General features: G+C 64.1%; 15 protein-coding genes. 6 read left to right on the top strand and 9 right to left on the bottom strand.

Annotated features, from left to right (window positions below; all coding sequences use genetic code 11):
- Window positions 1–18 precede the first annotated feature (18 nt).
- The 9 genes from ACLV74_RS02950 to ACLV74_RS02910 form a co-directional block, all read right to left on the bottom strand.
- Window positions 19–1,218 (bottom strand): acetyl-CoA C-acyltransferase, encoded by a 1,200-nt coding sequence (locus ACLV74_RS02950; protein WP_411877875.1) that lies wholly within the window; start codon window positions 1,216–1,218, stop codon window positions 19–21.
- A 23-nt stretch (window positions 1,219–1,241) separates the two neighbouring features.
- On the bottom strand, window positions 1,242–1,748 hold the full coding sequence (locus ACLV74_RS02945) for a DUF4442 domain-containing protein (RefSeq protein WP_411877874.1): 507 nt from the start codon (window positions 1,746–1,748) through the stop codon (window positions 1,242–1,244).
- On the bottom strand, window positions 1,748–4,162 hold the full coding sequence (locus tag ACLV74_RS02940; RefSeq protein ID WP_411877873.1) for a 3-hydroxyacyl-CoA dehydrogenase/enoyl-CoA hydratase family protein: 2,415 nt from the start codon (window positions 4,160–4,162) through the stop codon (window positions 1,748–1,750). Before ACLV74_RS02940 ends, ACLV74_RS02945 begins: the two co-directional genes overlap by 1 nt.
- Before the next feature lie 167 nt (window positions 4,163–4,329).
- Window positions 4,330–4,764: a DUF2147 domain-containing protein gene (locus ACLV74_RS02935; RefSeq protein WP_411877872.1), complete on the bottom strand. Its 435-nt coding sequence runs from the start codon at window positions 4,762–4,764 to the stop codon at window positions 4,330–4,332.
- A 31-nt stretch (window positions 4,765–4,795) separates the two neighbouring features.
- A complete protein-coding gene (locus tag ACLV74_RS02930; RefSeq protein WP_411877871.1) occupies window positions 4,796–6,592 on the bottom strand; it encodes an acyl-CoA dehydrogenase C-terminal domain-containing protein in 1,797 nt (598 codons plus the stop codon).
- A gap of 19 nt (window positions 6,593–6,611) precedes the next feature.
- Complete coding sequence (locus ACLV74_RS02925) at window positions 6,612–7,352, bottom strand: TetR/AcrR family transcriptional regulator (protein WP_411877870.1); 741 nt, start codon at window positions 7,350–7,352, stop codon at window positions 6,612–6,614.
- 248 nt (window positions 7,353–7,600) lie between these two features.
- Window positions 7,601–8,455: a fumarylacetoacetate hydrolase family protein gene (locus tag ACLV74_RS02920; RefSeq protein WP_411877869.1), complete on the bottom strand. Its 855-nt coding sequence runs from the start codon at window positions 8,453–8,455 to the stop codon at window positions 7,601–7,603.
- A gap of 31 nt (window positions 8,456–8,486) precedes the next feature.
- On the bottom strand, window positions 8,487–9,233 hold the full coding sequence (locus ACLV74_RS02915) for an SDR family NAD(P)-dependent oxidoreductase (RefSeq protein WP_411877868.1): 747 nt from the start codon (window positions 9,231–9,233) through the stop codon (window positions 8,487–8,489).
- A complete protein-coding gene (locus ACLV74_RS02910; protein WP_411877867.1) occupies window positions 9,230–9,964 on the bottom strand; it encodes an SDR family oxidoreductase in 735 nt (244 codons plus the stop codon). Before ACLV74_RS02910 ends, ACLV74_RS02915 begins: the two co-directional genes overlap by 4 nt.
- A 125-nt stretch (window positions 9,965–10,089) precedes the next feature.
- On the opposite strand from ACLV74_RS02910, the gene ACLV74_RS02905 reads away from it, so the two are divergent.
- From ACLV74_RS02905 to ACLV74_RS02880, 6 genes are all read left to right on the top strand, one after another.
- Window positions 10,090–10,839, top strand: coding sequence for a FadR/GntR family transcriptional regulator (locus tag ACLV74_RS02905; RefSeq protein ID WP_411877866.1), 750 nt, complete (start codon window positions 10,090–10,092; stop codon window positions 10,837–10,839).
- Window positions 10,840–10,900: 61 nt separating this feature from the next.
- Complete coding sequence (locus ACLV74_RS02900; protein ID WP_411877865.1) at window positions 10,901–11,866, top strand: tripartite tricarboxylate transporter substrate binding protein; 966 nt, start codon at window positions 10,901–10,903, stop codon at window positions 11,864–11,866.
- A gap of 78 nt (window positions 11,867–11,944) precedes the next feature.
- Window positions 11,945–12,949 (top strand): sialic acid TRAP transporter substrate-binding protein SiaP, encoded by a 1,005-nt coding sequence (locus tag ACLV74_RS02895; RefSeq protein WP_411877864.1) that lies wholly within the window; start codon window positions 11,945–11,947, stop codon window positions 12,947–12,949.
- Between the two features lie 153 nt (window positions 12,950–13,102).
- Entirely contained in the window at window positions 13,103–13,657 is a 555-nt protein-coding gene (locus ACLV74_RS02890; protein WP_411877863.1) for a TRAP transporter small permease, read from the top strand.
- A 21-nt stretch (window positions 13,658–13,678) separates the two neighbouring features.
- Window positions 13,679–15,073 carry a TRAP transporter large permease gene (locus ACLV74_RS02885; RefSeq protein ID WP_411877862.1) on the top strand — a complete coding sequence of 465 codons (1,395 nt, stop codon included), beginning with the start codon at window positions 13,679–13,681 and terminating at the stop codon, window positions 15,071–15,073.
- A gap of 144 nt (window positions 15,074–15,217) precedes the next feature.
- On the top strand, window positions 15,218–16,744 hold the full coding sequence (locus tag ACLV74_RS02880; RefSeq protein ID WP_411877861.1) for a UxaA family hydrolase: 1,527 nt from the start codon (window positions 15,218–15,220) through the stop codon (window positions 16,742–16,744).
- Window positions 16,745–16,754 lie beyond the last annotated feature (10 nt).

Genomic DNA, 16,754 nt, shown 5'->3' with positions numbered 1-16,754 from the left:
CGCCCGCGCAGTAGCCCCTCACACGCGTTCAAAAATTCCTGCGGCGCCTTGCCCCATGCCCACACACATGGTCACCATGCCGTATTTGAGCTGGTGCCTGTGCAGCGCGTGAATCACCGTCGCAGCCCGGATCGCACCGGTGGCCCCCAGCGGATGGCCCAGCGCGATCGCGCCGCCCATGCGGTTGACTTTGGCCGGATCCAGCTTGAGCGTGTTGATGACAGCCAGCGACTGCGCGGCAAAAGCCTCGTTCAATTCGATCCAGTCCATGTCTTCCTGCTTGAGGCCGGCATAACGCAGGGCCGCGGGAATCGCCTCGATGGGGCCAATGCCCATGATTTCAGGCGGCACGCCCTTGGCGGCGTAGCTCACAAAACGCGCGAGCGGCTTGAGGCCGAACTGCTTGACGGCTTTTTCGCTGGCCAGCACCAGCGCGCCCGCGCCGTCGGAGGTCTGCGAGCTGTTGCCGGCGGTGACCGAGCCGCGCGCGGCGAACACCGTCTTGAGCTTGGCCAGGCCTTCGAGCGAGGTGTCGGGGCGCGGGCCTTCGTCCAGGCTCACGGTGCGGGTCTTGGTGATGACTTCGCCGGTTTCCAGGTTGGCCGTGCGGTCGGTCACTTCGACCGGCGTGATCTCCATGCTGAACTCGCCGGCCTGCTGGGCCTTGATGGCCTTGAGGTGAGACTCCAGCGCGAACTGGTCCTGCGCCTCGCGCGAGACCTTCCACTGCTGGGCCACCTTCTCGGCCGTCAGGCCCATGCCGTAGGCGATGCCGACGTTCTCGTCGTTGAGGAACATGTTGGGCGACAGCGAAGGCGAGTTGCCCGACATCGGCACCATGCTCATGCTCTCGGTGCCGGCGGCAAGCATCACGTCGGCCTCGCCCACGCGGATGCGGTCGGCTGCCATCTGGATGGCCGACAGGCCCGAAGCGCAGAAACGGTTCACGGTGATGCCGCCCACGCTGGTCGGCAGGCCGGCCAGCACCGCGCCTATGCGCGCCACGTTCAGGCCCTGCGGCCCTTCGGGAATCGCGCAGCCGCAGATGATGTCTTCAATCGCCTTGGGGTCCAGCGAAGGCACTTGCGCCAGCGCGGCCTGCAGCGCCTTGACCAGCAGGTCGTCGGGCCGCGTGTTGCGGAAATAACCCCTGTGCGAGCGCCCAATGGGCGTGCGCGTGGCGGCGACGATGTAGGCTTCCTGGACTTGTTTGGCCATGATGGTTTCCTTCAATTTCTCGGTTAACTTTTTCGCGGGCCGGAGGGAATCCAGGCCCAGACAAATTCGCATTCCACCGGGTTCACGCCGGCTTCATCGGTCACGGTGACCGGCACGGTGACTTCACCCTTGTCGCTGGCCCGCATGGCCGCGCGCTGCTCGTCGCTCAGCGTGGCCACGGCGCGCAGGGCGCCGGTGGCGCGCTTTTTGAACGCCATCTTCAGTTCCTTGGCCAGCGGGATGCAGTCGTCGCGCACGTTCATGCCCACCACCATGCCGGTGGCGGTTTCCGCCAGCAGGTTCATGGCCGAGGCGTGCACGCCGCCTATGTGGTTCTGCACCTTCTTCTCGTTCTTGATGCCTATCTCGACCCGGCCCGTCGTCATCTCGACGAACTCCAGGCCTGCCGTGCCGGTGAAAGGCACGGCGCGGCGCAGCACCACGTTGCGGAACCAGGGGCGCGCAAAGGCCGGCACTTCGGTGAGCCGTTCCAGCTGCCGCTCAAGGCGGTTGGGCTTGTGGTCGGCCATCAGTTACGGACGGGCTTGCCCGTGCTCATCATTCCCATGATGCGTTCCTGGGTCTTTGGATGTTCGAGCAGCGAGCAGAAGGCCTTGCGCTCCAGCGTCATCAAATACTCTTCCGTCACCAGCGTTCCCGCATCGACGTCACCACCGCACACCACACCGGCGATCAGCCCGGCGATGTGGAAGTCGTGGGCGCTGATGAAGCCGCCGTCGCGCATGTTGACCAGCTGGCCCTTGATGGTGGCCCAGCCGCTACGGCCGACCACGGGGAACTGGCGCTTGTGCGGCGCGCGGTAGCCCGAGTTGAACAATGCGCGCGCCTCATTGAGCGCGACGAACAGCAGTTCGTCCTTGTTCGGCACGATCACGTCGCTGTCCAGCAGGTAGCCGATCTTGCGGCTTTCAATCGCGCTGGTGCCCACCTTGGCCATGGCTGCGGCGGTGAAGCCTTCGGTCAGGAAAGGCAGGATGTCCTTGTTGGTCGAGGTGCTTGCGTTCTCGGCGGCGCGGCGCGCGATGTAGGTCAGGCCGCCGGCGCCGGGCACCAGGCCCACGCCGACTTCGACCAGGCCGATGTAGCTTTCCATCGCGGCGACACGTTTGGCCGAGTAGACCGCCATTTCGCAGCCGCCGCCCAGCGCGATGCCGCGAATCGCCGACACCACGGGCACGGCCGCGTAACGCAGCTTGAGCATCACGTTCTGCAGTTCGGCCTCTGCGCCCTCGATCGCCTTGGCGCCGCCCATCATGAAGGCGGGCAGCATGGCCTGCAGGTCGGCTCCGGCCGAGAACATCTCGTCGTTGGACCAGATGACCATGCCCTTGTAGCTTTTTTCGGCCAGGTCCACGCCCATGGCCAGACCCTCGGCCACGTCGGGGCTGATGGCATGCATCTTGGTCTTGATGCTGGCGATCAGCACGTCATCGTTCGCGCCGCCCAGCGTCCAGAGGCGGATCGCGTCGTCTTCATGCAGCGTGGTGCCGGCCGTCTCAAAGGCGGGCGCCTTCGAGCCCAGTACGTCTTCAGGGAAGAACTGGCGCTCGTACACCGGCAGCTTGCGGCGCGGGATGAATTTTTTGGCCGAAGCGCTCCACGAGCCTTCGGGCGTGTGCACGCCGCCGGCATCGGCCACCGGGCCCTTGAACACCCACTCGGGCAGCGGCGCCCTGGACAGCGCCTTGCCGGCGTCAATGTCTTCCTGGACCCAGGTGGCGACCTGCTTCCAGCCGGCCTGCTGCCAGAGCTCGAAGGGGCCCTGCTTGGCGCCAAAGCCCCAGCGCATCGCGAAGTCGATGTCGCGCGCGGTTTCGGCAATGCTTTCGAGGTGCACGGCGGCGTAATGGAACTGGTCGCGCAGGATGGCCCAGAGGAAACGCGCTTCGGCACCCTCGGCTTCGCGCAAGAGCTTGAGGCGCTCGCCCGCGGGCTTCTTGAGCATGCGGCCCACGACATCATCGGCCTTGGCGCCGGCCGGCACGTAGTCCATGCTCTCCGGATCCAGGCGCAGGATGTCACGGCCCTGTTTTTTGTAGAAACCAGCGCCGGTCTTCTGGCCCAGGCTCTTGGATTCCAGCAGCTTGGCCAGCACGGGCGGCGTGCCGTAGATGTCGGAGAACGGATCTTCCACCTTGCCGGGGCCGAGGTTGTCCTGCAGCGTCTTGATGACGTGGGCCATGGTGTCCAGGCCCACCACGTCGGCGGTGCGGAAGGTGCCCGAGCTCGCGCGGCCCAGCTTCTTGCCGGTCAGGTCGTCGACCACGTCATAGGTGAGCTTGAAGGCTTCGGCTTCCTTGATGGTGGCCAGCATGCTGGCGATGCCGACGCGGTTGGCGATGAAGTTGGGCGTGTCGTGGGCGCGTATCACGCCCTTGCCGAGTGCGCTGGTGACAAAGGCTTCCAGGTCGTCCAGCACCTTGGGTTCGGTGGTCGGCGTGTTGATGAGTTCCACCAGCGTCATGTAGCGCGGCGGGTTGAAGAAGTGGATGCCGCAGAAACGCGGCTTGATGGATTCGGGCAGCGCCTCGCTGAGCTTGGTGATGGACAGGCCCGAGGTGTTGCTGGCGACGATGGCGCCTTCGGCGATGAAGGGCGCGATCTTGTGGTACAGGTCGGTCTTCCAGTCCATGCGCTCGGCAATCGCCTCGATGATGAGGTCGCATTCCTTGAGCAGCTCCATGTTCTCTTCGTAGTTGGCCTGCTGGATCAGCGCCGCGTCTTCGGGCACGCCCAGCGGTGCCGGCTTGAGTTTCTTCAGGCCTTCGACCGCCTTGATGACGATGCCGTTCTTCGGGCCTTCCTTGGCCGGCAGGTCGAACAGGATCACCGGCACCTTGACGTTGGCCAGGTGGGCGGCGATCTGCGCGCCCATGACGCCCGCGCCCAGCACGGCGACTTTTTTGACTTGGAATCGTGACATCTGTTTCGTTCCTTAAGGGTTGCGTATCTTGTTTCGTTCCGGATGTTGAATACTCACCTGAACTCCCAAGCCAGTGACAGCGTGGAACCGGCTTCGCCGGGCCACAGCTGTCGCCCCTGCAAGGGGGGATGCGGCTACACGCAGTGAGCCGCAGGCGGGGTGTTCAATCAGTTAATTCTTACCCAGGTCTGGGTGCGTCCGAAGGGCCCGATGGAGCCGCGCACTTCCATCTTCTTGCCGCCTTCAATCGGGGTCATCTTGAGGGTGTAGTTTTTGCCGTTCTCGGGGTCGAGGATCTTGCCGCCTTCCCAGACGTCGGCGTCGGCCGACTTCTTGGCGCCGCGGATGATCTCCAGGCCCAGCCGCGGCTTGTCCTTGCGGTCGTCCGTGCATTCGGTGCAGACGTCGTCGGGCTTGACGCCGGCAGACAGGCGTTTTTCGACCTTGCCGCTCAGCACGCCGCCGGCCTCCGCAATGCGGACCTCGACCTTGGGCTCGCCGGTTTTTTCGTCGAAGCCGCGCCAGAGGCCGACGGGCGTGTTCTGGGCCAAGGCAGGGATGGCTATCAGGCCCAGGGCCAGTGCGAGCAGTTGGTGTTTCATGGTGTCTCCCCTTGTTTGGTGGAAAAAAACGTTAGGCCAGTGCGTCGTCGGTTTCCATCAGCGACTTGCTGCCGGCGCGCGCCGTGCGCATCAGCGTGGCGGTTTCCGGGAACAGCTTGGCAAAGTAAAAACGCGCGGTCTGCAGCTTGCCCGTGTAGAACTTGTCGGTGTTGCCGGCGGCGATCTCGCGCAGCGCGGTTTGCGCCATCAGCGCCCAGAAGTAACCGAACACCAGGTGGCCCGCCACGCGCAGGTAGTCGACGGCCGCCGCGCCCACTTCGTCTGGGTTCTGGAAGCCCTTGAAGCCCAGCTCGGTGGTGAACTTGGTCATCTGGTCGGCCAGGTAGGCCAGCGGGTTGATGAACTCGGCCATCTTCTCGTTGACGCCTTCCTCGGCGATCAGCGCGCCCACCAGCTTGCCGAATTTCTTCAGCGTTGCGCCGTTGTTGCCCAGCACCTTGCGGCCCAGCAGATCCAGCGACTGGATGGTGTTGGTGCCTTCGTAAATCATGTTGATGCGGTTGTCGCGCACGAACTGCTCCATGCCCCATTCCTTGATGAAGCCGTGGCCGCCGAAGACCTGCATGCAGGCGTTGGTGGCGATGTGGCCGTTGTCGGTCAGGAAGGCCTTGACGATGGGCGTGAGCAGCGCGACGATTTCGCCGGAGTCCTTGCGCACCTTCTCGTCGGGGTGGTGCAGCTCCTTGTCGAGCAGCAGCGTGCAGTAGATCGCCAGCGCGCGGCCGCCTTCGGCATAGGCTTTGGCCGTCAGCAGCATCTTGCGCACGTCGGGGTGCACGATGATGGGGTCGGCGGGTTTGTCCTTGGCCTTGACGCCGGACAGCGAACGCATCTGGATGCGGTCCTTGGCGTAGGCCAGCGCATTCTGGTACGCCACTTCGGTCAGGCCCAGCGACTGGTTGCCCACGCCCAGGCGCGCGGCGTTCATCATCACGAACATCGCGGCCAGGCCCTTGTTGGGCGCGCCCACCATGGTGCCGACGGCGCCGTCGAGCACCATCTGCGCGGTGGCGTTGCCGTGGATGCCCATCTTGTGCTCCAGGCCGCCGCAGTAGATGCCGTTGCGCGAACCGATGGCGCCGTCCTTGCCGACGTTGAACTTGGGCACGGCGAACAAGCTGATGCCCTTGCTGCCCTGGGGCGCGTCCGGCAGGCGGGCCAGCACCAGGTGAAGGATGTTGGGGGCCATGTCGTGTTCACCGGCGCTGATGAAGATCTTGTTGCCGGTCAGGCGGTAGGTGCCGTCGGGCTGCGGTTCGGCCTTGGTTCGCAGCAGGCCCAGGTCGGTGCCGCAATGCGGCTCGGTCAGGCACATGGTGCCGGTCCATTCGCCGCTGGTGAGCTTGGGCAGGTAGAGCTTTTTCTGCTCGTCGGTGCCGTGGGCGTGCAGGGCTTCATAAGCGCCGTGCGACAGGCCGGGGTACATGGTCCAGGCCTGGTTGGCCGAATTCAGCATCTCGTACAGGCACTGGTTCAGCACAAACGGCAGGCCCTGGCCGCCATATTCCGGGTCGCAGCTCAGCGCGGCCCAGCCGCCTTCGACGTACTGCGCGTAGGCTTCCTTGAAGCCTTTGGGCGGCGTGACTTCGTGCGTGGTCTTGTCGAGCTTGCAGCCCTCTTCGTCGCCGCTGATGTTCAGCGGGAAGGTCACTTCGGCGGCAAACTTGCCGGCTTCTTCAAGCACTGCGTTGATGGTTTCGACGTCGACGTCGGCATGCTTGGGGATGGCCTTGAATTCGTCGGTGACCTTGAGCACTTCGTGCATGACGAATTGCATGTCGCGCAGGGGCGGGCTGTACTGTGGCATGTGGGTGGGTCCTTTAGCGTTAAACCGGTTTGGAAGTGGAGGCTTTGCCCGAAGCTTTTCTGGGCGAAGCGGTAGAAGAAGTGGATGACGCGGCCGTTGCGGCGCCATCGCCGTAACGCGCCAGGATGTTGGCAAAGCCCGTGTTGGCGCGGTCCATGGAACCGGGCGTCTTCAGGAAACGGGCTTCGTAATGCAGCGCCAGGATCAGGCCGTGGATTTCAAAGGCCATCTGGTGCTCGTCGGCATCTAGCCGCAGGTGCCCGGCCTCCTTGGCCTGCACCACGGCGCGGTACATGGCGGCCAGCCAGGTGCGCACCGAGCCCGCGAGCGCATCGCGCACCGGTCCCGGCCTGTCGTCGAATTCCACGGCGCCGCTGATGTACAGGCAGCCCGAATCGATTTCCAGCGAAGTGCGCTTCATCCAGTTGTGGAACAGCGCCGCCAGGCGCGGCAGTCCGCGCGGCTGCTGCAGGGCCGGGAAGAAGACCTCTTCCTCAAAGCGCACGTGGTATTCGCGGATCACGGAAATCTGCAACTCCTCGCGCGAGCCGAAATGGGCGAACACGCCGGACTTGCTCATGCGCATGACCTCGGCCAGCGCACCTATGCTCAGGCCTTCCAGCCCGATCTGCGTGGCCAGGCCCAGGGCTGCATCCACAATCGCCGCCTTGGTCTGCTGGCCTTTTTGCTGGCTTTTGGCCACGGCGCTGCCCGCAACGGGGGCGCGGGCGGCTTTGGCGGGAAGTTCTGTGACGGGCATGGGTGCTACAAAATAAAACGAACGGTCGTTCTATTTTGCAACACTTTGATGACCATGGGCAAGCCGGGGTTGTTGGGTGCCCGCTTATAGGGACCCAGTTCTAACCGTTAATAGGGTAAACCCCCGTCCAGGCTCACTGCGTGTAGCCTGTTCCCCCCTTAAGGGGGCGGCGCCTGGGGCCGGCGAAGCCGGACCCGCGGCCCCCGCTGGTGAAATACGCCTCCCGAAAGTGGGGGAGCGTGGGGACTTTATTTGATGAGTTTGAACGGCACCACAGTCTGGTGCTGCTCGCCCAAACCCTCAATCCCCAGCGACATCGTGTCGCCCTTCTTCAGGAAAACCGGCGGCTTCATGCCCAGGCCTACGCCGGGTGGTGTGCCGGTGGTGATCACGTCGCCGGGTTCCAGGGTCATGAACTGGCTCACGTAGCTGATGATTTTCGCGACGCTGAAGATCATGGTTTTTGTGCTGCCGTTCTGCACGCGCTTGCCGTTGACTTCCAGCCACATCGACAGTTTTTGCGGGTTCGGCACTTCGTCGCGCGTGACCAGCCAGGGGCCCAGCGGGCCGAAGGTGTCGCAGCCTTTGCCCTTGTCCCAGGTGCCGCCGCGCTCGATCTGGAATTCGCGTTCGCTGACGTCGTTGATGGTGCAGTAGCCGGCCACGTAATCCAGCGCGGATTTTTGCGAAACATAGCGGGCCTGCTTGCCGATGACCACGCCGAGCTCGACTTCCCAGTCGGTCTTGACCGAGTTCTTGGGCAGCATGATGGGATCGTTGGGGCCCTGGATGCAGCTGGTGGCCTTCATGAAAACGACGGGCTCGGCCGGAATCGGCAGGCCGGATTCGGCGGCGTGGTCGGCGTAGTTCAGGCCGATGGCGATGAACTTGCGCGTGCCGGTGACGGGGCTGCCGTAACGCGGCGAGCCCTTGACCAGTGGCAGCTTGTCGGTTTTGAGCTTGCCGAGCTTGGCCAGCGCGGCGTCGCTGAGCTGGTCGGGGCCTATGTCCTTGATGACGCTGCTGAGGTCGCGCAGCTTGCCGTTGGCATCGATGAGGCCGGGCTTTTCCTTGCCGGGGTTGCCATAACGAACGAGTTTCATGGTTTTTCCTTTGGATGAATCAGGTTAAAAGTTAATACGTTGAACGGCCGCCGGAGAGGTCGAAGACGGCGCCGGTGGAAAAAGAACACTCTTCGGTGCACAGCCAGCTGACCATGGCGGCCACCTCATCGGGCGTGCCGAAGCGGCCCATGGGGATTTTAGAAAGCATGAACTGGATGAACTCGGGTGTCATCTGCTCAAAAATCGGCGTTTTCACCGCGGCCGGCGTGACGCAATTGACGCGCACGCCAGTATCGGCGAGTTCCTTGCCCAGCGATTTGGTCAGCGCGATCACCGCGGCCTTGCTGGCGCTGTAGGCGCTGGCGTTCGGGTTGCCGTCCTTGCCGGCGACCGAGGCGATGTTGACGATGCGCCCGTAGTTGCGCGCACGCATGTGCGGCACCACTTCGCGGCAGCAGAAGAACAGGCCGTTGAGGTTGACCTGCTGCACCTGCATCCACTGCTCGGGCGGGTAGTCCCAGAGCTTGACGTTGGGGCCGGTGATGCCGGCCGAGTTGACCAGTGCGTCGATGGCCGGGTTGTGGGCGACCGTTTGTTTGACCGCCTCGACCACGCTCGCATGGCTGGCGACGTCGACGGCCACGGTGTGCGCGCCGGCGCCCAGCGCGGCTTTGGCCTTGGCCAGCGCCTCGGGGTTGATGTCCCACAAGGTGACCGTGCCGCCCGAGGCGAGAAACCGCTCGGCAACCGCAAAGCCCAGCCCCACGGCGCCACCGGTGATGACCGCGTGGCGCCCTTTGAGGTCGAGCTGGTTCATATGGTGATGCCGCCGTCGATGTTGTAGGCCTGGCCGGTCACAAAGGCGGATTCGTCGCTGGCCAGGAAGACCACCAGCGGTGCGATCTCATGCGCCTGGGCCAGGCGCCCCAGCGGCTGGCGCGCGACGAAGGCCTTGCGCGCCTCCACCGGGTCGGCGTTGGCGTTGATGCGGTCCTGCAGCGAAGGCGTGTCGACGGTGCCGGGACAGATCGCGTTGCAGCGCACGCCGTCGGCCACAAAATCGGCCGCGATGCTTTTGGTCAGGCCTATCACCGCGGCCTTGGTCGTGCCGTAGATAAAACGGTTGGGCAGGCCCTTGATGCTGCTGCAGACGCTGGCCATGTTGATGATGCTGCCGCCCTTTTTGGCCTGCATCCTGGGCAGCACCGCCTGGATCATCCAGAACTGCGCGCGCACGTTGAGCTGGAAGGCGAATTCGAGGTCTTCATCGGTGGCCTGCAGCGCCGTGCCGCCGTGCACAAAACCCGCGCAGTTGAACAACACGTCCAGCGCCGGCAGGCTGCCCACCAGTTGGTGAATGGCGGCCTTGTCGAGCACGTCCAGCGGCAGCGCGGTGATGTTGGCCACGCCCTTGTAGCTTTCGAGCAGCTTGGCGTTCACATCGGTGGCCCAGACCTGCGCGCCCTCGGCCGCCAGCGCCAGCGCGCTGGCGCGCCCAATGCCCTGGCCCGCCGCCGTGACCAGTGCTTTCTTTCCTTCAAGTCTCATCAGTGCTCCTACAGGGTTTTGCCGGATGTTGGCCCGGGGGTTTCATGGGATTATTAATTGGCCTGACCACTTGTCCAATTCTGGCTAACCCTTAAGCCTCCCGCCTTTCACCGCCTCCTCCCACAATGCCCCTGCAGACCGTCGAACCGCAACGCCTGTACCGCCAGATCGCCGAGCAGCTGCGCACGCTGATCTCCGCCGGCGAATGGGCCGTGGGCGCGCGCCTGCCGGCCGAGCGCGACCTGGCGCGGCAGCTGGGCGTGAGCCGGCCTTCGGTGCGCGAGGCGCTGATCGCCATGGAAGTGGAGGGCTGGGTCGAGGTGCGCACCGGCTCCGGTGTCTATGTGCTGGACCGCACCAAGCCGCCCAGCCACGACGGCCATGGAAATGGCCAGGCCGAACAGATTTCGCCCGACGAATGGGGCCCGCTGGAATTGATACGCGCGCGCCGCGTGGTCGAAGGCGAGGTCGCCGCCATGGCCGCGACCCAGGCCAAGCGCAAACACATAGACGCGATGGCCAAGGCCATCACCAGCATGAAGCACGATGCCGACCGCGGCGTGCTGCCGCTGGAAGGCGACCGCGCGTTCCACACCGCCATCGTCGAGTCCTGCGGCAACGTGGTGCTGATTGAAACCATACAGCGCTTCTGGGACTCGCGGCGCGGCCCGCTGTTCGAACGCCTGGGCGGCCACTTTGAAACCGTGGACTCCTGGCGCTCGGCCATTGCGGAGCACCAGGCGATTCTGGACGCGGTGCGCAACCACGACGCCGACGCCGCGCGCGCCGCGATGCACGAACACATGGACCAGTCGCACAAACGCTTCAGCGTGAGCTGGCGCCAGGCCAAGCAGCCGAAGGCGGCCAAAAAATAACCCTCCCCTTTCCCTCAACCCTGACCCCTGACTCTTACAAAAAAGAAAGCGAGACAAAAGCATGAACCTCCTGAAAACCTCCAAGCGCCTGGCGACAGCCCTGCTGCTGCTCACCAGCCTCAGCGGCGGCGCCTGGGCGCAGGCCTACCCGAACAAACCGATTGAAGTGATGGTGGCCTTCCAGCCCGGCGGCGGCACCGACTCGCTGGCGCGCGCCTATGCGGAGGCGGCCAAAAAATACACCACGCAGCCGCTGGTGGTCTACAACAAGCCGGGCGCCAGCGGCGCCATCGGCCTGGCCGACGTGGCGAACGGCAAGCCCGACGGCTACAAGATTGCCATGCTCTTCGTCGAAGTGACCATCCTGCCGCACATGGGCATCACCAAGATCACGCAGGACGACTTCATCCCCATCGCCCGCCTCAATGCCGACCCGGCCGCCATCACGGTGCGCGCGGACTCACCCTACAACACGATTGAGGACTTCCTCGCCGCCGCCAAAAAGACGGGCAGCGACGTGAAGGTCGGCAACGCCGGCAACGGTTCCATCTGGCACCTGGCCGCCGCTTCGCTGGAAGAAAAAACCGGCGCGAAGTTCAACCACATCCCTTACCAGGGCGCCGGCCCCGCCGTGCTGGCCCTGCTGGGCGGCCATGTGGACGCCGTGGGCGTGAGCCCGGCCGAAGTCGCCGTGCACGTCGCCGCCGGCAAGCTGAAGATCCTCGGCGTAATGGCCGACCAGCGCGTCAAGGGTTTTGAGAATGTGCCGACCTTCAAGGAACGCAAGGTCGACCTCTCCATCGGCACCTGGCGCGGCCTGGGCGTGGCCAAGGGCACGCCGCCCGAAGTCGTCGAATACATCCGCGCCATGACCAAAAAAGCCGCCGAAGAGCCCGTGATGCGCGAAGTCATGGACAAACTCAACCTGGGTTACGCCTACGCCGACGGCCCCGCCTTCAAGGCGCAGATGGTGCATGACAACGACACCTTCAAGCAACTCGTCACCAAGCTCAACCTGAAGAACTGAGGCAGGGCTTCACGGCGTGCGCGCTGGCGCGTACGCCGCTTTCCTTTGATGCCAGCAACACCCTTTGAGGAGACAAACATGAACGCATTGCACAACAAACGATTCGCCGTCAAAACCCTTGCCGCCTGCGCGCTGATGGCCGGAGCCTTGGGCTTTTCCGGCCTGGCCGCCGCACAGACCAAGCTCAAGTGGGCCCACGTCTATGAGACTTCGGAGCCCTTCCACAAATGGTCGGTCTGGGCCGGCGATGAAATCAAGAAACGCACCAACGGCAAGTACGAAATCCAGGTCTTCCCGGCCTCCACGCTGGGCAAGGAAGCCGACATCAACCAGGGCCTGACCCTGGGCACGGTGGACATCATCCTGACCGGCGCGAGTTTTGCCGGCCGCACCTACCCGCCGCTGGCGATCGGTTATTTCCCCTTCATCTTCCGCGACGCCGAGCACCAGCTCAAGTTCGCCAAGAGCGACGTGTTCAAGGAACTGGCCGCCGGCTACGACCAGAAAAGCGGCAACCACATCACCGCGCTCAATTACTACGGCGCGCGCCACGTGACCTCCAGCGCGGCGCGGCCGATTACCAAGCCGGAAGACATGAAGGGCCTGAAGATCCGCGTGCCGGACGCGCCGGCCTACATGGCGTTCCCGAAATCGCTGGGCGCCAACCCGACGCCGATTGCCTTTGCCGAGGTCTACCTGGCGCTGCAAAACGGCACGGTGGACGCGCAGGAGAACCCGCTGCCCACCATCGAGGCGAAAAAGTTCTATGAAGTGCAGAAGAACATCTCGCTGACCGGCCACATCGTGGACTCGCTGCTGACCGTGGTGTCCGGCCAGCTCTGGGCCAAGCTCAGCGCCGACGAGAAAAAGATCTTCAGCGACGTGATGCTCGAAGCCGCCGAAAAAACCGGCCGCGAGATCATCGCCTCGGAAGCCCGGCTGGTGGAAGAGTTCAAGAAAAAGGGCAACAACGTGATCACGGTCGACAAGAACGCCTTCCGTGCCGCGGTGTTGAAGAACACCACGCCGGCCGACCAGGGCTACCGCCAGGCCGACTACGACCGCATCATCAACCTGCGGTAGCCGCCTGCAAAGCTACTGCGCGATCCGATCTCGCACTTGCGATGCTCGCCGTACCGGAGTACGGCTGCGCTTCTCAGTGCGACCTCGGACCGCTCGCTACGCTTTTCAGGCGACTACCGGCGCTGCTGTAAAGACAAAAATGAAGGAGACACGATGAGTGAAAAAATCATCAGCGACGACGGTTCATTCCACACCGAGGACGAGGCGGTGGACCTGTCCACCGTCACCGTCGAGGGCTGGGTGGCACTGGCTTTTTTCTGGGTGCTGGGCGCCACGGTGCTGTACCAGTTCATCACGCGCTACGTCTTCAACGACTCGGCCGCGTGGACCGAGGAGATTGCGCGTTATGAACTGATCGCCGTGGTCTTCATCGGTGCGGCCATAGGCGTGGCCAAGAACAACCACATCCAGGTGGATTTTTTCTACCGGCACATGTCGGCCAAAGTGGGCCGCGTGATGTCCACGGTGACGGACGTGCTGCGCATAGGCTTTTACGGCGCGGCGGTGTTCATGACCATCCAGATGATGGAAAAAATCGGCAACCAGACCCGCATGACCATCGTGGACATGCCGATGAACATCGTCTACGGCCTGTGCCTGCTGGGCTTTGCCGCCATGTTGTTCCGTTCGGTGCAGGTGGCCCTGATCCACTACCGGCGCGGCTACAGCGTGCTGGAACGTCCCGACTCCACCATGCAAGACCGCTGAACGCGAAGCCCCCTCACCATCATGCTCAAAATATTCTTCCTGATCTTCATGGGCGCCGGCATCCCGGTGGCCATCGCCATGGCAGGCGCCTCGCTGGTGTACATCCTGGTCACCGGCAACCTGCCGCCTTTTGTCGTCATACACCGCATGGTGTCGGGCATTGACAGCTTCCCGCTGCTGGCCGTGCCTTTCTTCATCCTGGCCGGCAACCTGATGAACAACGCCGGCATCACCACGCGCATCTACAACTTCGCGCTGGCGCTGGTGGGCTGGCTCAAGGGCGGACTGGGCCACGTCAACGTGCTGGGCTCGGTGATCTTCGCCGGCATGAGCGGCACGGCGATCGCCGACGCGGCCGGCCTGGGCACCATCGAAATCAAGGCCATGAAAGAGCACGGCTATTCGTCGGAATTCGCGGTCGGCGTGACGGCCGCTTCGGCCACGCTGGGCCCCATCATCCCGCCCAGCCTGCCGTTTGTGATCTACGGAATGATGGCCAATGTATCGATAGGCGCGCTGTTCCTGGCCGGCCTGCTACCGGGCCTGCTGATGGCGGTGCTGATGATGCTGACGGTGGCCTACTTTGCCCACAAGAATAAATGGGGCGCCGACATCAAGTTCTCGGCCAGCAAGCTGGGCAAGGCCCTGATCGAGCTGGGCGTGGTCGCGGCCTGGCCGCTGGTGCTGTGGCTGCTGATCGCAAAGGCCGGTGCACCGGCGCAGGTCACGGTGATAGCCGGGCTCATTGCCTTGTTCGTGCTCGACAAGATATTCAAATTCGAGGCCGTGCTGCCCATCATGACGCCGGTGCTGCTGATAGGCGGCATGACGACCGGCCTGTTCACGCCCACCGAAGGCGCGATCGCCGCCTGCGTCTGGGCCATGGTGCTGGGTTTCTTCTGGTACAAGGCGCTGAAGTTCAAGATGTTCGTCAAGGTCTGCCTGGACACGGTCGAGACCACCTCCACCGTGCTCTTCATCGTGGCGGCCGCGTCCATCTTCGGCTGGATGCTGACGGCCACCGGCGTGACCACGGCGATCGCCTCCTGGGTGCTGGGCTTTACCCAAAGCCCCTGGGTATTCCTGCTGCTGGCCAACCTGCTGATGCTGTTTGTCGGCTGCTTCCTGGAGCCCACCGCCGCCATCACCATCCTGGTGCCCATCCTGCTGCCCATCACCGCGCAGCTGGGCATAGACCCGGTGCATTTCGGCCTGGTGATGGTGCTCAACCTGATGATCGGCCTCTTGCATCCGCCCATGGGCATGGTGCTGTTTGTGCTCGCGCGCGTGGCCCACCTTTCGGTGGAGCGCACCACCATCGCCATCCTGCCCTGGCTGGTGCCCTTGCTGCTGAGCCTTGGCATCATCACCTACTTCCCTTCGCTGGTACTCTGGTTGCCAAAGATGTTTTATTGAAAATGAAACAATCACCCCCGAAGCGCAAATAAACCAACCACCCCCGAAGCGCCTTCGGCGCTTCCCCCTGAAGGGGGCGCCACCTGCGGCCCGGCAAAGCCGGTTCCGCGATGGCACTCGACTGAAAACACTGAGACCCACGTCATGACACCCTTTATCCGCCTCCACCCCGCCGATGACGTCCTGATTGCCCGCGCCCAGCTGGTGGGCGGCACCCAGGTTGAAGACATCACCGTGCGCGGCCTGATCCCTGCCGGCCACAAGATCGCGACGCGCGCGCTGGCAGAGGGCGAGCCGGTGCGGCGCTACAACCAGATCATCGGTTTTGCGAGCAAGCCCATCGCGCCCGGTGAGCACGTGCACACGCACAACCTCAACATGGGCCCCGACAAGGGTGACTTCGCACGCGACTACGCCTTCGGCGCCGACGTGAAACCGGCGCCCGCCAAACGCGAGGCGACCTTCATGGGCATCAAGCGGCCGGACGGCCGTGTGGCCACGCGCAACTACATCGGCATCCTCTCCAGCGTCAACTGCTCGGCCACGGCAGCACGCGCGATTGCCGACCATTTTTCGCGGCAGAACAACCCTTCCGCGCTGAAAGACTTCCCCAACGTCGACGGGGTGGTGGCGCTCACGCATGGCACGGGCTGCGGCATGGACTCCGACGGACTGGGCCTGCAGATTTTGCAGCGCACGCTGACGGGTTATGCCACCCACCCCAATTTCGCCGGTGTGCTGGTGGTGGGCTTGGGCTGCGAGTCCAACCAGATCAATACCTGGCTGGCCCATGGCAGCCTGCGCGAGGGCGAGACCCTGCGCGTCTTCAGCATCCAGGACACGGGCGGCACCGCCAAGACGGTGGCCAAGGGCATCGCGATGATCAAGGAAATGCTGCCGCAAGCCAATGCCGTCAAGCGCGAACCCTGCAGCGCGGCGCACATCACCATAGGCCTGCAGTGCGGCGGCTCCGACGGCTATTCGGGCATCAGCGCCAACCCGGCACTGGGCGCGGCGGTCGATTTGCTGGTGGCGCACGGCGGCACCGCCATCCTCAGCGAGACGCCCGAGATCTACGGCGCCGAGCATTTGCTCACGCGACGCGCGGTGCGGCCCGAGATCGCCGAAAAGCTGATCTCGCGCATCAAATGGTGGGAGCACTACACCGAGATCAACGAAGGCGAGATGAACAACAACCCCTCGCCGGGCAACAAGGCCGGTGGCCTCACCACCATCCTGGAAAAATCGCTGGGCGCGGTCGCCAAGGGCGGCACCTCCAACCTGGAGGCGGTGTACGAATACGCCGAGCCCGTGGGCGCGCACGGTTTTGTCTACATGGACACGCCGGGCTACGACCCGGTCAGCGCCACGGGCCAGGTGGCCGGCGGCGCCAACATCATCTGCTTCACCACCGGCCGCGGCTCGGCCTATGGCTGCGCGCCCTCACCTTCGCTCAAGCTCGCCACCAACTCGGCGCTGTGGCAGCGGCAGGAGGAAGACATGGACATCAACTGCGGCGAGATCATCGACGGCGGCGTGTCGGTGCAGGAGATGGGGCAGCGCATCTTCGAGATGGTGCTGGCCACGGCATCGGGCGAACCGAGCAAGAGCGAAAAACACGGCTATGGCCAGAACGAGTTCGTGCCCTGGCAAGTCGGCGCGGTGATGTAAGCCAAGGCCC

The sequence above is a fragment of the Polaromonas sp. YR568 genome, from assembly GCF_943369415.1.
In the GTDB taxonomy this organism is placed as follows: domain Bacteria; phylum Pseudomonadota; class Gammaproteobacteria; order Burkholderiales; family Burkholderiaceae_C; genus Polaromonas.
This window is presented reverse-complemented; position numbering and strand designations above follow the sequence as displayed.